At 39.5% G+C, this 19,866-nt stretch carries 28 protein-coding genes and 1 pseudogene; 22 read left to right on the top strand and 7 right to left on the bottom strand.

Annotation, left to right across the window (positions count from 1 at the left end; genetic code table 11):
- Positions 1–7: 7 nt before the first annotated feature.
- The 12 genes from P4S61_RS17610 to P4S61_RS17555 all read left to right on the top strand — a co-directional run bounded on the left by P4S61_RS17610 (position 8) and on the right by P4S61_RS17555 (position 4,624).
- Positions 8–370: a hypothetical protein gene (locus P4S61_RS17610; protein WP_337118766.1), complete on the top strand. Its 363-nt coding sequence runs from the start codon at positions 8–10 to the stop codon at positions 368–370.
- A complete protein-coding gene (locus tag P4S61_RS17605) occupies positions 370–492 on the top strand; it encodes a hypothetical protein (protein ID WP_337118765.1) in 123 nt (40 codons plus the stop codon). Before P4S61_RS17610 ends, P4S61_RS17605 begins: the two co-directional genes overlap by 1 nt.
- Complete coding sequence (locus P4S61_RS17600) at positions 492–674, top strand: hypothetical protein (protein ID WP_337118764.1); 183 nt, start codon at positions 492–494, stop codon at positions 672–674. Before P4S61_RS17605 ends, P4S61_RS17600 begins: the two co-directional genes overlap by 1 nt.
- A gap of 4 nt (positions 675–678) precedes the next feature.
- Positions 679–1,032, top strand: coding sequence for a hypothetical protein (locus P4S61_RS17595; protein ID WP_337118763.1), 354 nt, complete (start codon positions 679–681; stop codon positions 1,030–1,032).
- Positions 1,032–1,970 carry a hypothetical protein gene (locus P4S61_RS17590; RefSeq protein ID WP_337118762.1) on the top strand — a complete coding sequence of 313 codons (939 nt, stop codon included), beginning with the start codon at positions 1,032–1,034 and terminating at the stop codon, positions 1,968–1,970. The genes P4S61_RS17595 and P4S61_RS17590 overlap by 1 nt, the downstream gene beginning before the upstream one ends.
- Positions 1,971–2,954, top strand: a complete 984-nt coding sequence (locus tag P4S61_RS17585) for a hypothetical protein (RefSeq protein ID WP_337118760.1) — start codon at positions 1,971–1,973, stop codon at positions 2,952–2,954.
- A 65-nt stretch (positions 2,955–3,019) separates the two neighbouring features.
- On the top strand, positions 3,020–3,436 hold the full coding sequence (locus P4S61_RS17580) for a virion protein (protein WP_337118759.1): 417 nt from the start codon (positions 3,020–3,022) through the stop codon (positions 3,434–3,436).
- Positions 3,429–3,575, top strand: coding sequence for a hypothetical protein (locus P4S61_RS17575; RefSeq protein ID WP_337118758.1), 147 nt, complete (start codon positions 3,429–3,431; stop codon positions 3,573–3,575). Before P4S61_RS17580 ends, P4S61_RS17575 begins: the two co-directional genes overlap by 8 nt.
- Positions 3,568–3,831, top strand: coding sequence for a hypothetical protein (locus P4S61_RS17570; RefSeq protein ID WP_337118757.1), 264 nt, complete (start codon positions 3,568–3,570; stop codon positions 3,829–3,831). Before P4S61_RS17575 ends, P4S61_RS17570 begins: the two co-directional genes overlap by 8 nt.
- A gap of 3 nt (positions 3,832–3,834) precedes the next feature.
- The gene (locus P4S61_RS17565) at positions 3,835–3,984 is read left to right on the top strand and encodes a hypothetical protein (protein ID WP_337118756.1); all 150 of its coding nucleotides are present in this window, start codon (positions 3,835–3,837) and stop codon (positions 3,982–3,984) included.
- A complete protein-coding gene (locus P4S61_RS17560; protein WP_301562226.1) occupies positions 3,978–4,133 on the top strand; it encodes a hypothetical protein in 156 nt (51 codons plus the stop codon). The genes P4S61_RS17565 and P4S61_RS17560 overlap by 7 nt, the downstream gene beginning before the upstream one ends.
- Before the next feature lie 20 nt (positions 4,134–4,153).
- Positions 4,154–4,624, top strand: coding sequence for a hypothetical protein (locus P4S61_RS17555; RefSeq protein ID WP_337118755.1), 471 nt, complete (start codon positions 4,154–4,156; stop codon positions 4,622–4,624).
- 38 nt (positions 4,625–4,662) lie between these two features.
- On the opposite strand, the gene P4S61_RS17550 is transcribed toward P4S61_RS17555, so the two are convergent.
- Positions 4,663–5,166 (bottom strand): DUF3653 domain-containing protein, encoded by a 504-nt coding sequence (locus P4S61_RS17550; RefSeq protein ID WP_337118754.1) that lies wholly within the window; start codon positions 5,164–5,166, stop codon positions 4,663–4,665.
- A 409-nt stretch (positions 5,167–5,575) separates the two neighbouring features.
- Between P4S61_RS17550 and P4S61_RS17545 the strand changes: the two genes are divergently transcribed.
- From P4S61_RS17545 to P4S61_RS17520, 6 genes are read left to right on the top strand one after another with little or no spacing between them, the layout of a single operon-like run.
- Positions 5,576–5,956 (top strand): response regulator, encoded by a 381-nt coding sequence (locus tag P4S61_RS17545; RefSeq protein WP_145233960.1) that lies wholly within the window; start codon positions 5,576–5,578, stop codon positions 5,954–5,956.
- A gap of 27 nt (positions 5,957–5,983) precedes the next feature.
- Positions 5,984–6,889: an AAA family ATPase gene (locus P4S61_RS17540; RefSeq protein ID WP_182732067.1), complete on the top strand. Its 906-nt coding sequence runs from the start codon at positions 5,984–5,986 to the stop codon at positions 6,887–6,889.
- Between the two features lie 3 nt (positions 6,890–6,892).
- Positions 6,893–7,315, top strand: coding sequence for a hypothetical protein (locus P4S61_RS17535; RefSeq protein ID WP_337118753.1), 423 nt, complete (start codon positions 6,893–6,895; stop codon positions 7,313–7,315).
- A complete protein-coding gene (locus P4S61_RS17530) occupies positions 7,267–7,884 on the top strand; it encodes a DUF58 domain-containing protein (RefSeq protein WP_337118752.1) in 618 nt (205 codons plus the stop codon). The genes P4S61_RS17535 and P4S61_RS17530 overlap by 49 nt, the downstream gene beginning before the upstream one ends.
- Complete coding sequence (locus P4S61_RS17525) at positions 7,871–9,865, top strand: transglutaminase TgpA family protein (RefSeq protein WP_337118751.1); 1,995 nt, start codon at positions 7,871–7,873, stop codon at positions 9,863–9,865. The genes P4S61_RS17530 and P4S61_RS17525 overlap by 14 nt, the downstream gene beginning before the upstream one ends.
- Positions 9,862–11,184 (top strand): Na+/H+ antiporter family protein, encoded by a 1,323-nt coding sequence (locus P4S61_RS17520; RefSeq protein WP_337118749.1) that lies wholly within the window; start codon positions 9,862–9,864, stop codon positions 11,182–11,184. Before P4S61_RS17525 ends, P4S61_RS17520 begins: the two co-directional genes overlap by 4 nt.
- Positions 11,185–11,358: 174 nt before the next feature.
- Here P4S61_RS17520 and P4S61_RS17515 read toward each other — a convergent pair whose 3' ends face one another.
- Genes P4S61_RS17515 through P4S61_RS17505 form a run of 3 tightly spaced genes read right to left on the bottom strand, consistent with a single transcriptional unit; the run spans position 11,359 to position 13,461 of the window.
- Positions 11,359–11,790, bottom strand: coding sequence for an acyl-CoA thioesterase (locus P4S61_RS17515; protein WP_064666260.1), 432 nt, complete (start codon positions 11,788–11,790; stop codon positions 11,359–11,361).
- Positions 11,791–11,795: 5 nt separating this feature from the next.
- Positions 11,796–12,611 (bottom strand): M23 family metallopeptidase, encoded by an 816-nt coding sequence (locus tag P4S61_RS17510; protein WP_337118748.1) that lies wholly within the window; start codon positions 12,609–12,611, stop codon positions 11,796–11,798.
- Positions 12,604–13,461, bottom strand: a complete 858-nt coding sequence (locus P4S61_RS17505) for a 6-carboxytetrahydropterin synthase (protein WP_149981106.1) — start codon at positions 13,459–13,461, stop codon at positions 12,604–12,606. The genes P4S61_RS17510 and P4S61_RS17505 overlap by 8 nt, the downstream gene beginning before the upstream one ends.
- 204 nt (positions 13,462–13,665) lie before the next feature.
- On the opposite strand from P4S61_RS17505, the gene fabA reads away from it, so the two are divergent.
- Complete coding sequence (gene fabA, locus P4S61_RS17500; protein ID WP_182718839.1) at positions 13,666–14,181, top strand: bifunctional 3-hydroxydecanoyl-ACP dehydratase/trans-2-decenoyl-ACP isomerase; 516 nt, start codon at positions 13,666–13,668, stop codon at positions 14,179–14,181.
- A gap of 79 nt (positions 14,182–14,260) precedes the next feature.
- On the opposite strand, the gene rmf is transcribed toward fabA, so the two are convergent.
- Entirely contained in the window at positions 14,261–14,431 is a 171-nt protein-coding gene (gene rmf, locus P4S61_RS17495) for a ribosome modulation factor (protein WP_016707188.1), read from the bottom strand.
- A 731-nt stretch (positions 14,432–15,162) separates the two neighbouring features.
- On the opposite strand from rmf, the gene acuR reads away from it, so the two are divergent.
- Together acuR and acuI are read left to right on the top strand one after the other, a co-directional pair.
- Complete coding sequence (gene acuR, locus P4S61_RS17490; RefSeq protein WP_145233944.1) at positions 15,163–15,798, top strand: acrylate utilization transcriptional regulator AcuR; 636 nt, start codon at positions 15,163–15,165, stop codon at positions 15,796–15,798.
- A gap of 63 nt (positions 15,799–15,861) precedes the next feature.
- A pseudogene (acuI, locus tag P4S61_RS17485) lies at positions 15,862–16,852 on the top strand (acrylyl-CoA reductase (NADPH)).
- A gap of 200 nt (positions 16,853–17,052) precedes the next feature.
- Here the strand turns inward: acuI and P4S61_RS17480 are convergent.
- Positions 17,053–17,622 carry a hypothetical protein gene (locus P4S61_RS17480; protein ID WP_145233940.1) on the bottom strand — a complete coding sequence of 190 codons (570 nt, stop codon included), beginning with the start codon at positions 17,620–17,622 and terminating at the stop codon, positions 17,053–17,055.
- A gap of 188 nt (positions 17,623–17,810) precedes the next feature.
- Here P4S61_RS17480 and P4S61_RS17475 point away from each other — a divergent pair, with 188 nt between their 5' ends.
- Positions 17,811–18,227 carry a VF530 family DNA-binding protein gene (locus P4S61_RS17475; protein ID WP_145233938.1) on the top strand — a complete coding sequence of 139 codons (417 nt, stop codon included), beginning with the start codon at positions 17,811–17,813 and terminating at the stop codon, positions 18,225–18,227.
- Between the two features lie 344 nt (positions 18,228–18,571).
- On the opposite strand, the gene P4S61_RS17470 is transcribed toward P4S61_RS17475, so the two are convergent.
- Complete coding sequence (locus P4S61_RS17470; RefSeq protein WP_145233936.1) at positions 18,572–19,381, bottom strand: sulfite exporter TauE/SafE family protein; 810 nt, start codon at positions 19,379–19,381, stop codon at positions 18,572–18,574.
- Positions 19,382–19,866 lie beyond the last annotated feature (485 nt).

Below are 19,866 nucleotides of genomic sequence, written 5' to 3'. Positions count from 1 at the left end.
GGGTTGTATGTTTGCAAACATGTTAGGAGCAACGGGGGTCGCAGCAAATAATATTATGCCTGTTGGTGCCCCTCAGCCCTCAAGTATCTGGGGAGATTTTGGCGGTTTGTTATCGCAGGCTGTTAACTCTTACGGACAGTATGAAGCCATCAAAGCCGCTAAAAACAGCACAGGTCAAGGGCGTGTTGAACACACCAGTACACCAGAACTTAAAAATGGCGCAGCGCGTTTAGTTGATGCGCCAAAAGTGCCACAAGTACCAGGTTCTCAAGCCGCTGAGCCAATGGTATTTGGCTACCCACAAAAAACGGTGATCATGGCGTTTGGTGGGCTACTTGTCCTGGGCTTAGTTTTGCGAGGTAAAAAGTAATGCAACAACCATCTGGAAAAGGCATTAAATTTTTTGCTTACGGTGTGGCCGTCGCGGCCATTGGTGCAATCGTGGCTGAATACGCCCGTGATTGGATACGTTCACGTAAGGCGGGTAAGTAATGGGACCATTAACAAGCGGTGGTGGCATGAGTAATTCCAGTGCCGCTAGTTCAGGCACTGGAGACCAGTCGGCGAATATAGGATTCCAAGGCGGGGCTATCAATTTTGGGTCGAATAACAACAATCAGTTGTTAATACTCGGCGCAATTGCCCTTGCTGCATTGTTCTTATTCAAAAAGTAATTTTATGCGTATTGCACACAGTAGCGAACTTGAAAACATCAAAACAGCAGCTGGAAACCTCAACGATTACGCTGATATACAGCGACAAATAGAACTTAGCCAGGCTTTATTAGTTGAATTTCAAAACTGCTACTGTGTGCTCCGTCTTGATGATGACGGGTTATGTGTGGTCTGCGCCGAGGGTAAAAACTTGCTCAAAATGGCCCCGCACATCGTTAGAATTGCGCGCAAATTAAAAACCCCCTCCATTGTGTACCACACAAAGCGAAAAGCCTTAGCGCGTCATTTACGTGCTTACAATTTTAACTATGAAATGACCGATACCTACGGGCATTTAGTTTATAGGATGGTTTTATAATGGGTAGTAAATCCAGATCTGATAGCCGCCAAACCACTAATAACACCAGTACGTCTTTGGGTGTACAAGGTGATAACACAGGTTATATGACCGTTGGCAACGGTAACACCTACAATATTCAACAAACAGATCATGGTTTAGTAGACGGCCTGGTTAATATTTGGGGGGATATGTCAGGCAACATGGACACCATGGTCAGTGCTGCTAGTGATATGACCTATCAAAACAACATCATGACCGAGAACGTCACCAGTGACGCGTTTAACATGGCCCGTGATGTAAACAGCGACAGCTTAGATTTTGCCAATAACAGTTTAGGCGAAGCGTTCGATTTTGGCCGTGATTCACTCGACTTTGCTGAGCGTTCACAGCAAGGCATATTTGACGTTGTAGGTAACGCGCTTGGGTTTGGCTCTGATGCGTTAGACGCTAATACTAATTTAGCCCGTGACAGCATTGATGCACAAAGCGGCCTTGCTCGTGACAGTATCGATGCACAGAACAACTTAGCGCGCGATAGCATCGAGGCACAAAGTTACCTGGCAGAAACCTCAATTGATGCCAACAGCAGCTTAGCCCGTGATGTAGCGAGTCTATCTGAATCCATGCACGCAACCAATACCGCCTTTGCTAACAACGCCATGTTAAACACGATTGACGCAATCGGTGATAGCAATGAACGGGTATCAGAATTAGCCTATTTTACCGCCAATAACAGCAGTGATTTAGCCCGTGATTTTGCCACCGGTACCGCCGCCGCTTATTCGGATGCAGCTAAAAGTTCACTGTTGGCCAGTGAGCAAGCATTGCAGTTCGTTGATGACATGAGTCGCAGCGATGACAGCCAATTGGCAAAAGACACAAACAAAACCATGATTTATGTCGTTGTCGGCATGGCGGGCGTTGTCGCCCTGGCGCTAACCGTAGGGAGAAAATAAATGCTATTTCAAAAACGTCAAAACGATAACGAAGGTGTGTTCATAAGCACAGTCGGCAGTCATTTTACATTATTAAAAGCGGCGCCTGTTACTCGCGTCAGTCTATTTAAAAACGGCAGTAAAGTATTTGAATCAATCATGTGGCAGGGCATGTCACTTAAAAATATTCCGTTTGATAATATTTATATTAGTTCTGATGTTATCCAGGATATCACTATCTGGGCTGGTCAGCAGCCAATTGATGTACAAGAGCCAAGTATTAGGCAACAAACAATACGTGCTGATCAGGTGTTTATTAGTAATGGCATCAATACACTTTTAGAGAATGATCCAGCGCGAGTAATAGCCCGTGTTGAATGTGATAAGGATATTTGGATTGGTGGTGAAAACATGGCCGTTGTACTCGGTACACCACAAAATGCCCGTAGATATAAAGCGGGACAAGAGTTTGAAATACGCGCTTATGGGCATGTGAATTGTTATATATCCGATACAGCACAAGCAGTGTTGTTTGATAATGATGGCAGTGTAAGTAATGTTGCTGTTCCCTGGGAATACGGAACGGTAAGAACGCGAACTGAATTAGAAAACCTGGGGGTACCTTACTTTGATATTGAAATTCCTGCTCGTATGGCTGGTGTGCCTTTTAAATTAAAGGTCTTACTTCAATTTGATGAAGGGGTGACTGCGCATGGCTCGAAATTATTTATTACCCAAGGCGATCCAACGACAGAAGCACTTGATAATACTGGGTTCGTTTCAGGTGGGGTGAGTCCTGGCACTTATGAATATGAAGGTAATCAACACTTGAAATGGCCTAACGGTCTCAGTGTCGGCGTACACCGCGTTTTTATGGTAGATGAAACCACATCAGCTGGTTATACAGCTGGGCAAACTGTGGGCACTCGTTTCCTAAAAGTGTGGACTGAAAACAATGTATTTGCTTTAGCGGGTACATGCCAAGTTATGCAGGAGCGCGGCTAATGTCCCAAAACACACTAATCACCTTAACTTTTGTCACTATTATCTTGCTATCTGGAGCGCTGTACATGGCTAAATCTAAAGGCTTACGAAACAATAACCCACTCAATATTGAAGAAAACGGCACTGATTGGGTTGGCCGTGCGGGCGATGATGGCCGCTTTGTGATCTTCGAAACGGTAGAGCATGGTTTAAGAGCAGCGGGGCGCATATTGCGCACCTACGCCGCCAAATACCAACTAACGACTATCGCAGGTATTGTGTCGCGTTGGGCTCCACCTGTTAATGCTCAGGGTGAACATGAAAACGACACACAAAATTACATCAACTTTGTGAGCCAAAAAACAGGGATTGAGCAAGACCGGCCTTTAACGCGGGAGACTTATCCGCAGGTATTGGCCGCGATGATACACATGGAAAATGGATCGCAACCGTTTAGCCTGGACGAAATACGCCAGGGCTTCGAATGGGGGTTTTATGGCTAACTTTATGAATGCTAATTTTAAATGGTTGCTACTCGCAGCTGGCGCATACTACTGGTACACAAAAGAAGGCGGGTTCTTTGATACCGCTAAAAAAGGTAACACGGCCATTAACGCGGCACGTAGCGGCAGCATTGTCTGAAGTGCAATTTGCCGTTAATGGCAGCAATTACATCAAATACCCTAATCCTGGTTTCTACCTAAATCCAGATAAGTTAGACGCTCAGCAGCGCGTAATTGATAAGACCTGGCTTAAGGCCATGTACATGTCACATGACGACCACGGCGATTACATAGAACAAATATTTGATGCCAACTTACAGCTCAAAGCGCCCTATATACCGCTTATTGGTGGGCTAGTTGATGCGTCTAGCATCGTGACAGCGCTTAAGGGATAACGTATGGATTCAGGTACTTTGATAGTAATAGGCGTACAAATAGGGGGCTTTATTGCCACTGTAGCCACGTTAAAAAATGACATTAACTGGCTAAAGGTGATCATCAACGCCCAGGACGAACGAATAAAAGCACTAGAGGGTAAACTATGTTAGCAACACTCGGTAAATACTTAGCAGTAAAGTTAGTCACAGAAGCGTTTTTAAAGCGCGTATGTCTGGCTACGGCCAAACACCTAGCCAGCAAAACAAGCAATAAACTGGATGACGAACTTGTCAGCGCCTTAAGTGATGCGCTAAAGTAAGTTTTTAAATGGAGGTAATAATGTTTGTATTGTCAGATACGTTAAATAATATAAATCAGGAAATTGAAACTAAATATAGAATTGGTGATACTTTACCAGGTCAAGAAGTTTTTGCAATGGATACACTTTACAGTTTGCCAATGGTTAGGGAGGCATTGTTTATACTTGACATTATTGGTGTTATTAAAGTCTCGCCTGGGAAAAGAACAAGAGTTATAAATAAAATTGAAAATATTTCTAAACAGGATATAGAAAGAGGTTTAAATAAATTCCTATCTTCTAATGTTAATTATAGTGAAATTAGTAGTCACTTAAACGAAATATATGATGTCGGTGAAACGATTATTTCTGAAAGAATTTTCTCTAATGTGTTAAACGTAAGAAGGAATGAGCTTAGAAAGTATTTTATTTTCCTTGATTTCTTGGGCTATTTTGAAATTAAAAAAGGTGACTCTAGAACAATATTAAAAAAATTACCGACTAATATTTGAGGAAAAGCCCTTGCATAATCGCCAGGGCTTTTTTATTACTACGCCTTTTTAAGTGGTGCGATTGGCTCCAGTTCGTCGGCTTGCTCAGTCATTTGTTTTTGCATTTGCTCCACAAAATCCCAGTTAGTGGAGATTTCTATTAATTCGTGGCCCATTTCTTTTAAGCGCTCCCGGGTAGAAACCAGGTTCTTTAAGTGCGTAAGCTCCGCTTTTAAGTTCACAATGGTTGCATCCTTAAAGCGGGTGCTTTGCTGCAGAATCCACACACGCTCTAAATACAACGGCTCAAAACGTCTGCCGTTGGGCGTCCATAAATACCCTTGAGGGCAAATATAAAAGCCGTTCCAATTCCCGTTTTGGATAACACCCGCAATCTTTTGTTCGAGTAATTTTAGGGCGCGTTTGCATGGTTTATTGGTTGTGATCCAACGCTCCAGAGTGCGTTCAGAGGTCAACAAATACTCAATAGCGGCTTTTCTATCAATCAATCCTGTCGCTGTAACAAAGCCAGCTTTACGCAGTGCGGTTTTAAAATCGGTCATTTTTTACTCCTTTGAATGTCGATTTAATGGTTCCGCGTAGGGTTGTTTCATGAAATTGATCCAAAAATTGAAAAAAGATCGAAAAAAATAAAAAAAGATCGTAAAAAAACAAAAGTTATTAAAACAGGGCTTAGGGCTGTGATTTTGATTGAACTGCAATAGTGGCCTGATTAGTGTCAAAATAACGGTATTTAACATAATATAAATTATAGGTTATTAAATATATTAATGCGAACCTCTGCAAATACACACCTAGAACCACCTTCTAAGTCCAATACTAGACGGTATCGGACTTAGTGATGATTTATTTCAATAATACAGTTTAATTCGAGTATCTTTCTTGAGCTTCATTATCGCTTAGCATAGTATTAAAAATACAATTTAAGCTGTATCACAAGAAGTAAACAATATGGAATTTGTGCGCCCGTTAGAACCAATCCTAATAATTGATGATGTTCAAGATATACGTGACTACTTAAATCAGATCTTAACTGAGTTAGGTTTTGAAGATATTCTTGAAAGCAGAGATTTTGAATCGGCTAAAACGTTGATTGATGAAAAGTCTCCGAATGTTATCTTTCTCGATATTGAACTTCCCGATACCGATGGTACAGAAATTCTTGAATACTTAAATGACAATTACCCACATACACATGTTGTCATGTGCTCTGGCCATAACAGCCTTGAAAATGTTCAAAATACTTGGGAACTAGGTGCTAAAGGTTTTATTGCAAAGCCATTTAATGCTAAAAAAGTTGATACTGTGATGAAACGCCTCGAACTTATTTAATGTAATTTATCAACCTACAAGGTTACTATGCAACAGACCGTACAAGCGATCATTGATGATTTATCTCAGGTTATTTTTGGCAAACAGCAACAAATAAAACTCGCGTTAACCTGCTTATTTAGCCAAGGTCATTTATTAATTGAAGATTTGCCAGGTATGGGTAAAACCACTTTATCGCATGCACTTGCTGCGGTATTAGGTTTATCATATCAACGAGTGCAATTTACCAGTGATTTATTACCCTCAGACATACTGGGCTCAAGTATTTTTAATGCCAATGAGCATAAATTTACTTTTCATAAAGGGCCTATCTTCAGTCAAGTTGTTTTAGCGGACGAAATAAATCGCGCAGGTCCAAAAACACAAAGCGCTTTATTAGAGGCAATGGAAGAAAACCAAGTTACTATGGATGGTGATAAGCATGCCCTACCAACACCATTTTTTGTTATAGCAACTCAAAACCCTTTATATCAATCAGGTACTTATCCTTTACCTGAATCTCAATTAGACCGTTTTTTTATGCGTATTAGTTTGGGTTTTCCACCTAAAGAAGCTGAACGTAAACTCATTTTAGGCCAACATAATCGTGATTATGCACACTTACCTGTACGTATCGATACACAACAATTAATTGAAATACAAAATAAAGTAAGTGCTGTTATGTTAAGTGAACCAGTTGTTGATTATATTTTGGCGCTTGTATCTGCTACCCGAAATAACAGCCAATTTGCTAATGCGTTATCTCCACGGGCCAGTATTGCAGTTGGCAAAGCCGCGAAAGCATGGGCGTTTATTGATGGTCGTGACTTTGTTACCCCTGATGATGTCCAAACTATTTTTGCTAGTGTTAGCGAACATCGTTTAGGTCTGCAGCATGATGTTAGCTCACAACAGATCAAACAATTAATAAATACTGTTGATGTGCCACTTTAAGGTATGAACAATAAAACAGGAAAGCGCCCTACTTTTTGGTTTCAGTTTAAAGCTAAGGTATTCAAGCTATTAGTAAGAAATAAACATAATACCGAACATCTTACCTTAACGCATAACACAATATATGTTTTGCCATCAAAATTGGGCGTGAGCTTTTTAGTGGTTACTATGCTTAATTTTATATTAGGCATTAATTATCAGAATAATCTGATTTTAGCGATGGCTTATTTAATGCTTGTCGTAATGATATTTTCGCTACTTATGGGTTATAGCAATCTTAAAGGATTAAAAATTGATTATAAAAATCATATAGCTAGCTATGCTCCCTGCTCTGCATTATTAGAGCTGCAACTAAAAACCGAAAAAAATGTCAATCATTGCAGTTTATTTATGAAAATAAAACCCTCACAACCGTTGATGAAATAACCAGTCAAAAGCAAATAGTTAATTTAGATTTAGGATTAAAAGAACGTGGTGAATACCCCTTGCGCCGATTAAAAATAATCAGCAAGTACCCGTTTGGATTAGTATCAGTATGGAGCTACATGCAATTAGCACATACGGTATTTGTCTACCCGCAACAACTCAAACCATTGCATGAAGCTAGTTTGCAAAATAACCACAACACTGATGATGGCCTGCATAAAAACAGCCATGGTAGTGATGAATTTGATGGTTTAAATATTCATCAAACTGGTATGAATATGAAACGAATATCATGGAAACATTACGCAAAAACTCAGCAATTAATGGTAAAAGAGTTTGTAAATTATTCAGCCCAAAGTGTTGTTTTTGATTTTAATCAGTTACAAGGAAATACCGAATCCCGCCTACAACAATTAAGCTATTTAGTCACTCAGGCTTACTCACAAGGCGTTAGTTATGGCCTGCAATTAGAAGCAGGACTATACGCGATCAGTGATACCAAAGAACATTGTAAACAGTGTTTAGAAGCACTAAGCCGTTTTGCAAAGGATGAAAATGAAAGTCACTGATAATTTAACCGCGATCAATTTGTCGTTATCTATTGTTTATATTTTAGTGCTGAGTTTTATTTTTACTGAGTTACCTCCTCTATTTAATACATTATTAGCTAGTTTGTGTATTTGGAATCTAGCCGTTACCTTATTGAAAAGAAATAAACCCAATGCCATATTAGCAAATACTTTGGCCGGTTTGAGTCTATTGATCTTGTTTTATGACGTAGGTTTTAGCGATACGGTGACTTTATTTGTTGCGATGCTGATCCTCTCTAGCTTATTTAAATTACTGCAAGCCAATACAAAAAAGCATTATCAAACTATCATTTTGTTAAGTTTTTTTAGTCTCTCAACAGTATATCTATTTTCTCAGAGCTTATTTGCTACGCTAGTAATTAGCATGCTATATATTTTAAATTTTGCGCTTTTAGCGCTGATTGAATCTAAACATAGTTTAAAAATTGCAGCTAAAGACAGCTGCAAACTTTTGTTGCTAGCACTACCTTTAGCGATATTTTTATTATTATTGTTACCGAAACTTCCCGCATTTTGGCAATTACCGGGGCCAAAACTCGCTAAAACCGGTTTGTCAGAAAGTGTTGATCCATTTGATATAGCCAAACTGTCTAATTCAGATGAGTTAGTATTTCGAGCTAAATTTGATCAGCAAAAGCCATCTTCCCCCTATTACTGGCGAGCGATTATACATGATGAGTTTGATGGGAAACGCTGGTTAATATCGGACATTTTAAAAAGCCAACAAGTAATTGACCAAACCACATCAGCTGAACGTGGTGAACCATTATATAGTTATCAAATTTTTGCAGAGCCTGGCGCTAAGCCTTGGCTTTATGGTTTACAGTTTGCCGACTCGGCCCATCAAGATGTAAAAACAACCAGCAATGGATTACTACTGCGGAAACGTTTTTTAGCTAATAGTATTAGCTATACAGCCCAGAGTTATGCTTTTAGCTTGGCTGAACTCTCTCGCTCTGCACACTATCAAAACGTGCAGCTTAGTTTAGCTAAAGAGACTAATTTACAGTCGCAGTCTTTAGCTAAACGTCTGTATGAACAACATAATAACGATGATCAGGCTTTTTATTCAGCACTGTATGACTACTTTGCCAATAATAACTTTAGCTATACCTTAACGCCCGATCCAATTACCGGTAACAACACCCTTGACCAGTTTTTATTTGCTAATAAACGTGGTTTTTGTGGCCATTATGCCAGCACAGCTGCATTTATGTTTAGAAGTGTTGGTATTCCTGCCCGCGTTGTTTCGGGGTACTTAGGTGGTGAGTATAATCAACAAAATAGTTATATGAGCGTCTATCAATATGATGCCCATGCATGGGTTGAAGTATTTATAAAAAATAAAGGTTGGCAAATTTTTGATGCAACTGCGGTTGTTTCACCTGAACGATTAAACGGATCTTTATCACAGCACTTGCAGCTTAATAGCGAATTTACTAGCAACTTGAGTTTTGGCTTATTACGATTGAGTAATATTGCTGGTATTAACTGGTTAAGGCTTAAGCTTGAAAATCTTGATTACCAATGGACAAATTGGGTGTTAGGTTTTGACCAGCAAAAGCAATCTTCCCTGCTAAAAGAATTATTCGGTAATAAACAGCTTTGGCAAATTTCACTGATCGTGATAGCAACCGTATGTTTAGCCTTTATTTGTTACTTTGTGTATTTGTCTTGGCCTAAAAAGCCAGAATCGCCAGCGCATTCACTCGCAAAAGACTACCTTACTGTTGTGCGTTGGTGTAATAAGCAAGGTATTTCTGCACCGTCAAATCAAACGCCGCTGCAATTTTTAGCATATGCAGCTCAACAGCTGCCTAACAAGCGGACATATATCATGCAATTTGCGCAATTATACTCCGATGTGCGTTATCGCCAGCTAATATTTAGCGCTTATCGTAAAAAACACAGTAAAAATCTGGTAAAATTAATTAAAACAACAACTAAGAGAACTCTATGAATGCAGTCGTGATTGGCGTTATTTTAATGCTTGGCCTTACTTTAGCCCGCGTTAATGTAATTGTTGCTATGACTTTAAGTGCTTTAGTCGCCGGTTTAACCGCCGGACTTAGCTTAAACGATACCCTAAACGCATTTAACGCAGGCCTCTCTGGCGGAGCTGAGATCGCTCTAAGCTATGCAATGCTAGGCGCATTCGCTGTTGCGATTTCAAAATCAGGCTTAACGCGCATTTTAGCTGCAAAACTACTCGCTAAAGTAAATAACATTAGTAGTAATAGCGAAACGAATTTAAGCTATTTTATTTTACTGATAATTTTAGTGTGTGCAATTTCATCGCAGAACCTAGTCCCAGTCCATATAGCTTTTATACCAATTTTGATACCCCCGCTACTGGTTATATTTAATAAACTAAGGTTAGACCGACGTGCTATTGCCTGTATTTTAACGTTTGGTCTAGCAACCTCATATATGGTTTTACCCTATGGCTTTGGTGGAATTTATTTATACTCGATTTTACATAAAAACTTAGTGGAAAATGGCTTAGATATCATTAATACCCAAGTACCTATAGCGATGATCATTCCTGCCTGTGGCATGTTAGTTGGGTTAATTGTAGCTGTGTTTATCAGTTATAGAAAACGTCGGGATTATCAGCATGATGAACATCAAGAGCACGCAACTAATGTGGTTGTAGAACAACCTAAAAAAGTATTGTTAGTCGGTATTACAGCGGTATTAGCCTCTTTAGCAGCACAAAATGTCAGTGGTTCAATGATTTTAGGTGGCTTAGTTGGGGTGATGATTTTTAGTTTGTTTGGCGTAGTTAAGTGGGAGCAAAATAGCGACGTATTTAGTAAAGGCGTAGCAATGATGGCAATGATTGGATTTATAATGATCTCAGCTCAAGGGTTTGCCTCTGTAATGAAAGCGACAGGCGATGTGACTAGCTTAGTACAAAGCGCCGCATTGATTATTGATGGCAACAAACCTTTGGCAGCTGCACTAATTTTATTAGTTGGTTTAATGATCACCATGGGGATTGGCAGCTCATTTTCCACAGTGCCAATAATAGCAACCTTGTTTGTGCCACTGTGCTTAGAGCTTAACTTTTCAATGATGGCAACCGCAGCTTTAGTGGGAACCGCAGGTGCTTTAGGCGATGCTGGCTCCCCTGCTTCCGATTCAACCTTAGGACCAACTTCCGGCTTAAACGCTGACGGTCAGCATGATCATATATGGGATTCAGTTGTGCCTACTTTTATCCACTTTAATATTCCATTACTAATATTTGGCTGGATAGCCGCTATGGTGCTTTAATACCTTGAATGTGAGTAACCAAGTAGAGAATAGATTAAGCCCCCTACTTGGTTACTCAATTATTGTTTTAACGCAGATGCTAAAGATATAAAATAGTGTAATATAGTATGATGTGTTCTTTTTATAAAGCAAAGAAAGCACCATAAAAGTGCTTTCTTAACTTAACAACTCGGTTTAAAAACCATAAATCATCTTATCGCATACAACCGGCGTAGGTCTGTGATTGTCATCGACCGCAACGAATGTAAAACTCCCAGTAATTGCCGAGTGTTTATCATCCCTGTGCATTGTTTCTAAGAATATTTCAACGTCGACTCTTAAACTTGTATTGCCTACATGCACAACTTTTGAGATCAATTCAGCGAAGGTTCCAGCTGGAATAGCTTCTTTAAAATCAACTCTATCTGATGAAATGGTTACCAATGGTTTACGGCAAAAGCGCGTTGCAGCAATAAATGCAACTTCGTCCATCCATGCCAATGCATCACCACCAAACAAGGTATTGTGGTGATTAGTGCGCCCAGGAAATACTGTTTTTGTGACCGAAGTCGTTGAGTCTTTAATACGCTGAGCAATTATTTCTTCACGGTTTACTTGAGTTGTCATGTTCTCTACTTTTGGTTTGCTAATTTATCTAACATCATAAGTGCAGGATCAAGGCGTTCGCCTTTCCAATTAAAACGCCAATCCAGATGAGGGCCAGTTACACGGCCAGTCGCACCAATTTCAGCTATTTTATCACCGCGTTTAATGGTATCCCCTACTTTTACATCAAGCTTACTTAAGTGTATGTAGGTAGACGTGACACTGTGGCCATGATCTAAAATTAAAGTTCCGCCAGAGTAATAAAGGTCGTTATCAGCAAAAACAACGGTACCACTGACAGGCGCATAAACAGGGCTGCCTGTTTTGTTGGCTATATCTAAACCAAAATGTGGCCGACGAGGCTCACCATTAAAATAGCGTTGGCTACCATACACACCCGAAATACGTCCTTGTGCAGGTTTGTAAACTGGATCTAAAAAATACCTAAGCTCAGAGTCAACTTTTCGGGCATTTCTTACTGCCACAGCTTCGCGGCTGATACGTTCACTTACCGCTTTTGGCGGTGACACATATTTACTTGCCACTCCAGTAATTTTATCAATTTTATAATCACGTTTAGTGATCTTAATCGCTTGCTGATGTTTGACACCGTCTGAATCAACCCAGGCTAATTGATGGGTTAATTCAGCATCACGGCCAAAGCCAAATACAAACTCACCTTGTGCGGTGGTTTTTAATGCTTGGCCATTAAAAATAACTGACTTAACCCCATCAATTTGACCCGTCACTAACCCGCCTTGGGTTAAGTGACCTTTTAGCTCCACTGCATCAGCAAAAAAGCTCACAGTAGCAAATAACGAAACGGCTAATAATTTACGCATAACAAATGGACCCTTTGGCCACACCTTCGTATGCTGTGACTTTTACGTCATTGTCAGGATGCTGCGCTTTAACTTGCTCAGCAAGGTAACCTGCAATACATTCAACCGTAGTATCAATGGGTAAAATATCACACCGTTCTTTACTTATTGCCATTTCAAAATAGCCTTGTGCGGCGGTATAGGCAAAACAGAGGTCATTTTCTTTGGCGCTGATGTGCTGTAGCTGCGGCGCTTGAATTTGATCTTCTGCTGTCGCTAAATAAATATCTTGCCATTTATCAGCCCATTGCTTTTGTAAGCGTGGCATTGCCATGCCATCAAGGGCAATACCAATTTGCGAACGGTGACCATGAATAATACGCTGGCAATTACCGTCGTGCTTTTTAAGGCCATGACTATAGTGATAATAAAAGCTCTTACTATGCTCTGGCTTTAACTCAATTTCAATTTTATCGATATTGCTTGGTAACTGCGGCATGATTGTAGCAATTAAAAATTCAATAACTGACTGCTCATTAATAACATCAGCATCAATTAAACAAAACGCTTGGTTTGGCGCGCTCATTGCTAAGTGGTGATCATCACCAAAAGTACAATCAAGTGTTGTGTAGTCACCATGGTTTTCAACTTGGCCGTTAATTTGGTTGCCAATGGCCAGCTTGTGATCAATACATTGGTCGATAATGCCTTTGATTTGCTTTTTAACTAAGCCAAAATCAAGCACCATAGACTCTTCATTTAACTTGCCATGCAAGGTTAAATCAACAATCCAGCTCTCGCCAACTGCGCCTCGTTTATTACACAAGTAAGAAAAATCAATTACGGTAAGTGCGTTAACAAAAAGGATCATAAACTTCCTTTATACTGGTTAAAAAATCACGGTAATTATAATGATTTTTGCTAGTAATTGCGCGATTTAATCGTGTAATTAGCATGTTCTTCACCTAAGCGGTGGTATTTCGTGCAAATAAATTATTTTTTTAACTGCTCCGAGTTGTTTAGCGTACAAGTGTACGCTAAAGTACGTGGCAATTTCTAAGCGATGAAAAGTGTTATGGAACCTAAAAATAGTTATACAAAAGAAGATTTGATCCTATGTGGTCAAGGTGAAATGTTTGGAGAAGGCAATTGTCGTCTACCAAGTGACAACATGTTAATGATGGACCGTATCGTCTCAATCACTGATGACGGTGGAGAGCATGGTAAAGGTGAAATCGTTGCTGAGCTTGATATTAACCCTGATCTTTGGTTTTTTGCTTGTCACTTTAAAGGTGATCCAGTCATGCCAGGTTGTCTTGGTTTAGATGCAATGTGGCAACTGGTTGGCTTTTTCCTTGGTTGGTCTGGTGGTCCTGGTCTTGGCCGTGCGCTAGGTGTAGGTGAAGTTAAATTTACTGGGCAAATTTTACCAACAGCAAAAAAAGTTACCTACCGTTTGACCATGAAGCGCGTTATTAAACGTAAATTATTCATGGGGATGGCTGATGGTACTGTTGAAGTAGATGGCCGCGTTATCTACGAAGCAAAAGATTTAAAAGTTGGTTTATTCCAAGATACTAGCGCGTTTTAATTTTTTATTAAAACCCAGCTACAAAAACGCCGCTGTTTCATAAACAGCGGCGTTTTTGCTTTAATTCAATACTTAAAAATTAGGTTTTATACATATTGCGATTTTCTATCGCTTCGCGCCAACCGCCTAACCACTCTGATTTTGGGTCTACTTGTTGATAAGGGCATAGGTCTTTTGAACGGCCCGCGAGGCCTGCTTTAAAGCCTTGAGAATGAGCTCTTTCTAACCGATCTCTTTTCTGTCTCTTCATAGGTAAATCCTCACCTTTTATATTTATATATTTGTAGTGTTCGTGACATCTACATTTAATGAATAGTTAATAAAACTGTTAAATTCAAATCACAAAAGCAATTAAATAAATTGACTTTAACTAAGCTGCTGATGCAAAAATGAATTAACATATAAAAAAGTAAAGTGGTCGTACCATCTTCTGTGCGACCCATATATGTACAAAAAATTACGACTATCTAATCACTAACACGCAGTTTCCTGCTCTAATTGTGACTGCGGTTTATGGATGAAGTTCCTATAAAAAATGTAATTATGACAAATTTATTTCAACTCATTAATAGTAAAGAAGTTTAATTTTTGAACTTATTTCAGACCACTTTACTGCGGCTTATTCGCACTTAATTAGCCCACATTTCACGTACACTTTTTTAAATTGTTTAATAATTAATCCTTGCAACTATACCCAAACCACCTCAAGATACAGAATTCAGCGTTTCACAGGGGCTTAGTATCAAGGCGTTACTTTGCAACAATGGCAGCCCCTTTTAAGAAGTAACAACGCTGAGAGTAAGTGCCTGTGAAACGCCCAACGGGTTGGTTTAAAAGCGATTTATACTGCGTTATTGATTTTAACAATAGAACCACTATTACTTGCAATCAATGCCTTGCCTAAATCGCTTTTAATTCCAACTGAAACTCGCATCCTGAGGTGGTTTGGGTATATTAATACGATCGGTCTAATATGTGTTTATGCTAAAAAATAGTCAAAATCCACCACGACGTGGTCGCCCACCAAAAGTTGCCCGCAGTAATGCCGACACCAAAGCATTACTTATTGCTACGGGGGTAGAAACACTTACCGAGTTTGGCTTCAGTGCCACAGGACTTGATACTATTTTAAAAAAAGTAGGTGTTCCAAAAGGTTCTTTTTACCACTACTTTAATAATAAAGATGCCTACGGCTTAGCTGTTATAGACGCTTATAACGATTACTTTGTTGCTAAACTTATTCGCTATCTAGGGGCAAGCGATATCCCTCCTTTAGAGCGACTAATCAATTTCACCCAAAGTGCAGCAAGGGGTATGCAAAAGTACGATTTTAGTCGCGGTTGTCTAGTCGGTAATTTAAATCAGGAACTAAACCACCTCAGCGCTGACTTTAAAAATAAACTATTGACCAGTTACGAGATTTGGCAACAACATGTGCAAGTTTGCCTGGCACAAGCTCAGCAGGAGCGTGTTATTGCAGCCAACGTGAATACCACACAAATGAGTGAATTTTTTTGGATTGGCTGGGAAGGTGCTGTAATGCGTGCCAAGCTAACTAAAAATACTCAGCCACTTATTTTATATACTGAAATGTTTTTACGTGCATTGCTTAGGTAACGGCTTAAGTAATTGCTCTTTTTGCATAACAATTAAAAGACGATCGGTCTAAATGGAGTCCAGATGAACAATCAATTTAAAGCCATTGTTATAAATAATACTGACGATAAGTATACCGCGTCAGTACAAACACTAAATAATAGCGAATTACCCAATCTCCCTGTCAAACTAGATGTGCTTTACAGCACCCTAAATTATAAAGATGGTTTAGCTATCACAGGAAAAGGCCCCGTGGTGCGCTCATTTCCTATGGTGCCGGGTATTGATTTAGTGGGTAAAGTAACAGCCAGTGATTCTAGCGAGTTCGCTATTGATCAGTTGGTATTATTAAATGGCTTTGGTGTTGGCGAAAAATACTGGGGGGCTGGCTCAACAAGCCGCTGTTAATGGCGATTGGTTGATCACACTCCCAACGTCGTTAACACCTAAACAGGCCATGCAAATTGGTACTGCCGGTTACACCGCGATGCTCAGTATTATTGCGCTTGAAAAGCAAGGCATCACTCCCGACTCTGGTGATATTTTAGTAACGGGTGCAAACGGTGGTGTAGGTAGTTTTGCCGTCTATTTACTTAATCTACTAGGTTTTACCGTAGTTGCAGCAACAGGTCGTGTAGATCAAAGCGAACATTTAAAACAACTTGGCGCCTCTGAAGTGATCGACCGAAATGAGCTATCAAATCCAGGTAAGCCATTAGCAAAAGAACGTTTTGCTGCAGCCATTGATTCAGTTGGCAGTCACACCCTTGCTAATATTTGTGCTTCTTTAAAGTATGGCGGTGTTGTTACTGCTTGCGGTTTAGCACAAGGCATGGATTTTCCTGCATCCGTTGCGCCGTTTATTTTGCGTGGTATTTCATTAATCGGCATAGACAGTGTAATGCGTCCTAAGGTCGACCGCATCCAAGCATGGCAACGTCTAGGTGAGCTTGTTGAGCAGAGCTACTTAGATAAAATATCGACTGAAATTAATTTAGAGCAGGTTATTAACGCGGCTGATGAGCTGATGGCCGGAAATATCCGAGGCCGTGTAGTAGTAAATTGCCAACAGTAAAAATAAGTTATACCAATCGTGTTAAGTTACTAAGTATTTATAGCGACATAGAAATGCAGTAATAACAAGACAGGAATTTTGACATGCCGTTGTTCTACTTGAAAAATTACTGACGTAGTTTTTAGCCCGCTAGAATGGTTAAATATTTAACTCAATTGGTATTATTAAAGCTTCTTGTAAAAGAAGCTTTAATTTCTTCGTCATTGCACGCCTAAAGCAGCAAGCTTTTCGTTTAATTCGTCTTTTGAAATTAAACTCATTTCATACTGTTTTTTAACTTTACGAATAGTGTCGAAATTATCAAGTTTTAATCGTGCTTTAGCTAATTTCTGTTCTTTTTCTGCTACAGAGATCACATCAAGTTTAACGGCTTTTTCAAGCTTCTCTTTTTCTTGATCGTATTCTTTTTGAAAAATTGCTTTTTCTTGAATGATGATTTGATCTTTTAGCTTTTTCTCAATTTCAATAGCTTCATCTTCAAGCTCAATTTTTTTCTCAAGTAACGGTTCAACACGGTTTAATGCTTCTTGCAAAGCACTTTCGATATTTTGTCCTTGGTTTTCTAGTAAATTTTCGACGTATTTTTTACCAATATCTTGATAACCAATATTTAGCTGCCCTTCTATTGAAGTGATCTCAGAGCGGATCGCCGATAACTTTGAGTTCTCTTTCATTGAGGTGCTCATATCAGAGCTTAGTTTAGACGTTGATTCGCTGATATTTGAACCAATAGTGGTAGCTTGTGTTTTAATTTTATTAAAAAGACCCATGTATATTATTCCTTAAATCTATCATCCAATGTTGTGGCGTCATGCCGATGCTTATTAAAGCGCGCTAATATTACCGATAAAGTAAACAAATGTAAATTACACAAGCAAACTGACTTGATATTCTTGTATCAAATTATCGTGATAAAAATTATAATTCTGGGATTAGATTTTAGAAAAGAGTGTAAAACATGAGTAATGAAGATTTATTCGGCAATAACCCGCTACAAGGCGTTAAACTTGAGCAAGTTGTATCAGAGTTAGTTGATCAATATGGGTGGGAGCTTTTACATGCTTATCTACTGCTAAATTGTTTTAAAAACAACCCTGACATCAAATCTGCAGTTAAATTTTTGCGTAAAACCCAGTGGGCACAAGATAAAGTTGAAAACTTTTATCTTTATAGATTAAAAAATCTACCTAAACCCGATGATGTTCAATATGAACTACCACCGCGTGACCGCGTTATTCCTGAAGATCATAAACCGGGTGAACCATGTGAGTTAAGTTTTAGCGACGCAAAACGTATTCAAGCGAAAAAAGAAGCCAAAGATCGTGCACGGACGCGTAAACAACGCTCAAATGCCAGTAATCCTTGGGGTAACTAAGTGCTAGGTGCTAGGTGCTAGGTGCTAGGTGCTAGGTGCTAGGTGCTAGGTGCTAGGTGCTAACAAATGTTTTAATAATTAAGCTGGCAGTGCCAGCTTTTTTGCGTTTATACGGATACTTTTCATAAATGTTCTAATGTACTTTCATTTAAAAAACGACTTAGCTTTCTCAGATTTAAGCCCTCATTTATTTCTCATTCTTTCCTCTTTTTTGTGCAATAAAATTTTAGTGAATTATTCACAAAGAAATTAAGGTTCGCTGCGCTTAAAGAGCTAGCCTACGCAAATAGAGCCGATTTGATTAATTATTGGCTCTAATCGTATCACTAGCAGCACCCTTTCATTTAATACATAATCATTTTGACAGCGGTTGCTAGCAATAATGCGGCGAAGATTTTTTTGACTAACGAGACTGGTAAGTAATGGGTGGCTTTGGCGCCTAACGGGGCGGTAAACCAGGATGTGCAAATAATACCGAATAACGCTGGTAAATACACAAATCCAGCAAATCCATCTTCTAGTGCAAAATGGCCGCTACCTGCGCTGATGTAACCAATTGAACCAAATAATGCGATAACAATGCCGCATGCGGATGCACACCCTATGGCTTTTTTCATATCGACTGAGAAGAACGTTAACAATGGTACCAAAAGCGCGCCTCCGCCAATACCGATCATCGCAGACAAGCCGCCGGTGATAGTGGTCATAATGGTTAACACACCTTTATTGGGCATGTCACGCTCAACCGATGGCTCACGCTTATTACTTACAAACATCTTTATCGCAATAAGTACCACTGTGACAGCAAACACTAAGCGAACAACCTGCTCAGGTAATAGTGCCGCTATAAAGCCACTGATAAGCGCCCCCAGTGCAACGCCCGTCATTACCCAAGGAGCAAGAGTCCATGGAACATTGCCATTTTTATGATGTGCGATTGCGGAAGACGTTGATGTAAATAATATTGATGCTAATGACGTTGCAATTGCGGCAATAACGACTTGCTCAGCTGGTAGAATTTCAAAATGCAGTAAAATAATACTCAACACAGGAACAATAACCAGTCCGCCCCCAATACCTAGCAGCCCTGCTAAAAAACCTACGCCACTGCCAAGTAAGGCGCAGTATAAAATCAACATTATTAATTCACTCATTGCGTTTATCTCTTATTATAATTTGGGAGCACTCATGCTAAATGAATGCGGTTCTATTTCCTATTGAGCAGCTATCACTCACCATATTGGCCGCGAGTATATCAATATAACTGATGCCTATTGATATATTTGGCTACATTAAGCCCTGAATAATCCTCATGTTTTAGATGAAACAAATACAAGTCACCCATCTAGAAGTCTAAATGTTTGGATAGCCAAGTTGGAACTCTGTTTTTTCAAGTGCCACTTCAGATAATTTATCGCTAATGGCGTGCAATATTATTAGTTGATGAATACAGCTCATGTTTTAGGTGAAATTAAACCGTTTTTATTCATGTACCGATACACGTATAAATAGCTCAACTCTTAGAGGCAACACAGTTTTACAGCGGTTTTAATCAAGCCATCAGGCACAACACAAAAACTGTGAACATCACTTACCGAGAGATCAGTAACGTTAATTCGCTCAAGAGCACAGCATAAAC

The organism is Pseudoalteromonas sp. B160 (assembly GCF_037162485.1).
Lineage (GTDB): Bacteria > Pseudomonadota > Gammaproteobacteria > Enterobacterales > Alteromonadaceae > Pseudoalteromonas > Pseudoalteromonas rhizosphaerae.
The sequence above is the reverse complement of the archived record's forward strand: the minus strand, read 5'-3'. Positions and strand labels throughout refer to the sequence as shown.

What these genes read in the sequence shown, in the direction of transcription:
- P4S61_RS17610 (WP_337118766.1), top strand. Translation starts at nt 8, where the DNA reads ATGTTTGCAAACATGTTAGGAGCAACGGGGGTCGCAGCAAATAATATT.
- P4S61_RS17605 (WP_337118765.1), top strand. Translation starts at nt 370, where the DNA reads ATGCAACAACCATCTGGAAAAGGCATTAAATTTTTTGCTTACGGTGTG.
- P4S61_RS17600 (WP_337118764.1), top strand. Translation starts at nt 492, where the DNA reads ATGGGACCATTAACAAGCGGTGGTGGCATGAGTAATTCCAGTGCCGCT.
- P4S61_RS17595 (WP_337118763.1), top strand. Translation starts at nt 679, where the DNA reads ATGCGTATTGCACACAGTAGCGAACTTGAAAACATCAAAACAGCAGCT.
- P4S61_RS17590 (WP_337118762.1), top strand. Translation starts at nt 1,032, where the DNA reads ATGGGTAGTAAATCCAGATCTGATAGCCGCCAAACCACTAATAACACC.
- P4S61_RS17585 (WP_337118760.1), top strand. Translation starts at nt 1,971, where the DNA reads ATGCTATTTCAAAAACGTCAAAACGATAACGAAGGTGTGTTCATAAGC.
- P4S61_RS17580 (WP_337118759.1), top strand. Translation starts at nt 3,020, where the DNA reads ATGGCTAAATCTAAAGGCTTACGAAACAATAACCCACTCAATATTGAA.
- P4S61_RS17575 (WP_337118758.1), top strand. Translation starts at nt 3,429, where the DNA reads ATGGCTAACTTTATGAATGCTAATTTTAAATGGTTGCTACTCGCAGCT.
- P4S61_RS17565 (WP_337118756.1), top strand. Translation starts at nt 3,835, where the DNA reads ATGGATTCAGGTACTTTGATAGTAATAGGCGTACAAATAGGGGGCTTT.
- P4S61_RS17560 (WP_301562226.1), top strand. Translation starts at nt 3,978, where the DNA reads ATGTTAGCAACACTCGGTAAATACTTAGCAGTAAAGTTAGTCACAGAA.
- P4S61_RS17555 (WP_337118755.1), top strand. Translation starts at nt 4,154, where the DNA reads ATGTTTGTATTGTCAGATACGTTAAATAATATAAATCAGGAAATTGAA.
- P4S61_RS17550 (WP_337118754.1), bottom strand. Translation starts at nt 5,166, where the DNA reads ATGACCGATTTTAAAACCGCACTGCGTAAAGCTGGCTTTGTTACAGCG.
- P4S61_RS17545 (WP_145233960.1), top strand. Translation starts at nt 5,576, where the DNA reads ATGGAATTTGTGCGCCCGTTAGAACCAATCCTAATAATTGATGATGTT.
- P4S61_RS17540 (WP_182732067.1), top strand. Translation starts at nt 5,984, where the DNA reads ATGCAACAGACCGTACAAGCGATCATTGATGATTTATCTCAGGTTATT.
- P4S61_RS17535 (WP_337118753.1), top strand. Translation starts at nt 6,893, where the DNA reads ATGAACAATAAAACAGGAAAGCGCCCTACTTTTTGGTTTCAGTTTAAA.
- P4S61_RS17525 (WP_337118751.1), top strand. Translation starts at nt 7,871, where the DNA reads ATGAAAGTCACTGATAATTTAACCGCGATCAATTTGTCGTTATCTATT.
- P4S61_RS17520 (WP_337118749.1), top strand. Translation starts at nt 9,862, where the DNA reads ATGAATGCAGTCGTGATTGGCGTTATTTTAATGCTTGGCCTTACTTTA.
- P4S61_RS17515 (WP_064666260.1), bottom strand. Translation starts at nt 11,790, where the DNA reads ATGACAACTCAAGTAAACCGTGAAGAAATAATTGCTCAGCGTATTAAA.
- P4S61_RS17510 (WP_337118748.1), bottom strand. Translation starts at nt 12,611, where the DNA reads ATGCGTAAATTATTAGCCGTTTCGTTATTTGCTACTGTGAGCTTTTTT.
- P4S61_RS17505 (WP_149981106.1), bottom strand. Translation starts at nt 13,461, where the DNA reads ATGATCCTTTTTGTTAACGCACTTACCGTAATTGATTTTTCTTACTTG.
- fabA (WP_182718839.1), top strand. Translation starts at nt 13,666, where the DNA reads ATGGAACCTAAAAATAGTTATACAAAAGAAGATTTGATCCTATGTGGT.
- rmf (WP_016707188.1), bottom strand. Translation starts at nt 14,431, where the DNA reads ATGAAGAGACAGAAAAGAGATCGGTTAGAAAGAGCTCATTCTCAAGGC.
- acuR (WP_145233944.1), top strand. Translation starts at nt 15,163, where the DNA reads ATGCTAAAAAATAGTCAAAATCCACCACGACGTGGTCGCCCACCAAAA.
- P4S61_RS17480 (WP_145233940.1), bottom strand. Translation starts at nt 17,622, where the DNA reads ATGGGTCTTTTTAATAAAATTAAAACACAAGCTACCACTATTGGTTCA.
- P4S61_RS17475 (WP_145233938.1), top strand. Translation starts at nt 17,811, where the DNA reads ATGAGTAATGAAGATTTATTCGGCAATAACCCGCTACAAGGCGTTAAA.
- P4S61_RS17470 (WP_145233936.1), bottom strand. Translation starts at nt 19,381, where the DNA reads ATGAGTGAATTAATAATGTTGATTTTATACTGCGCCTTACTTGGCAGT.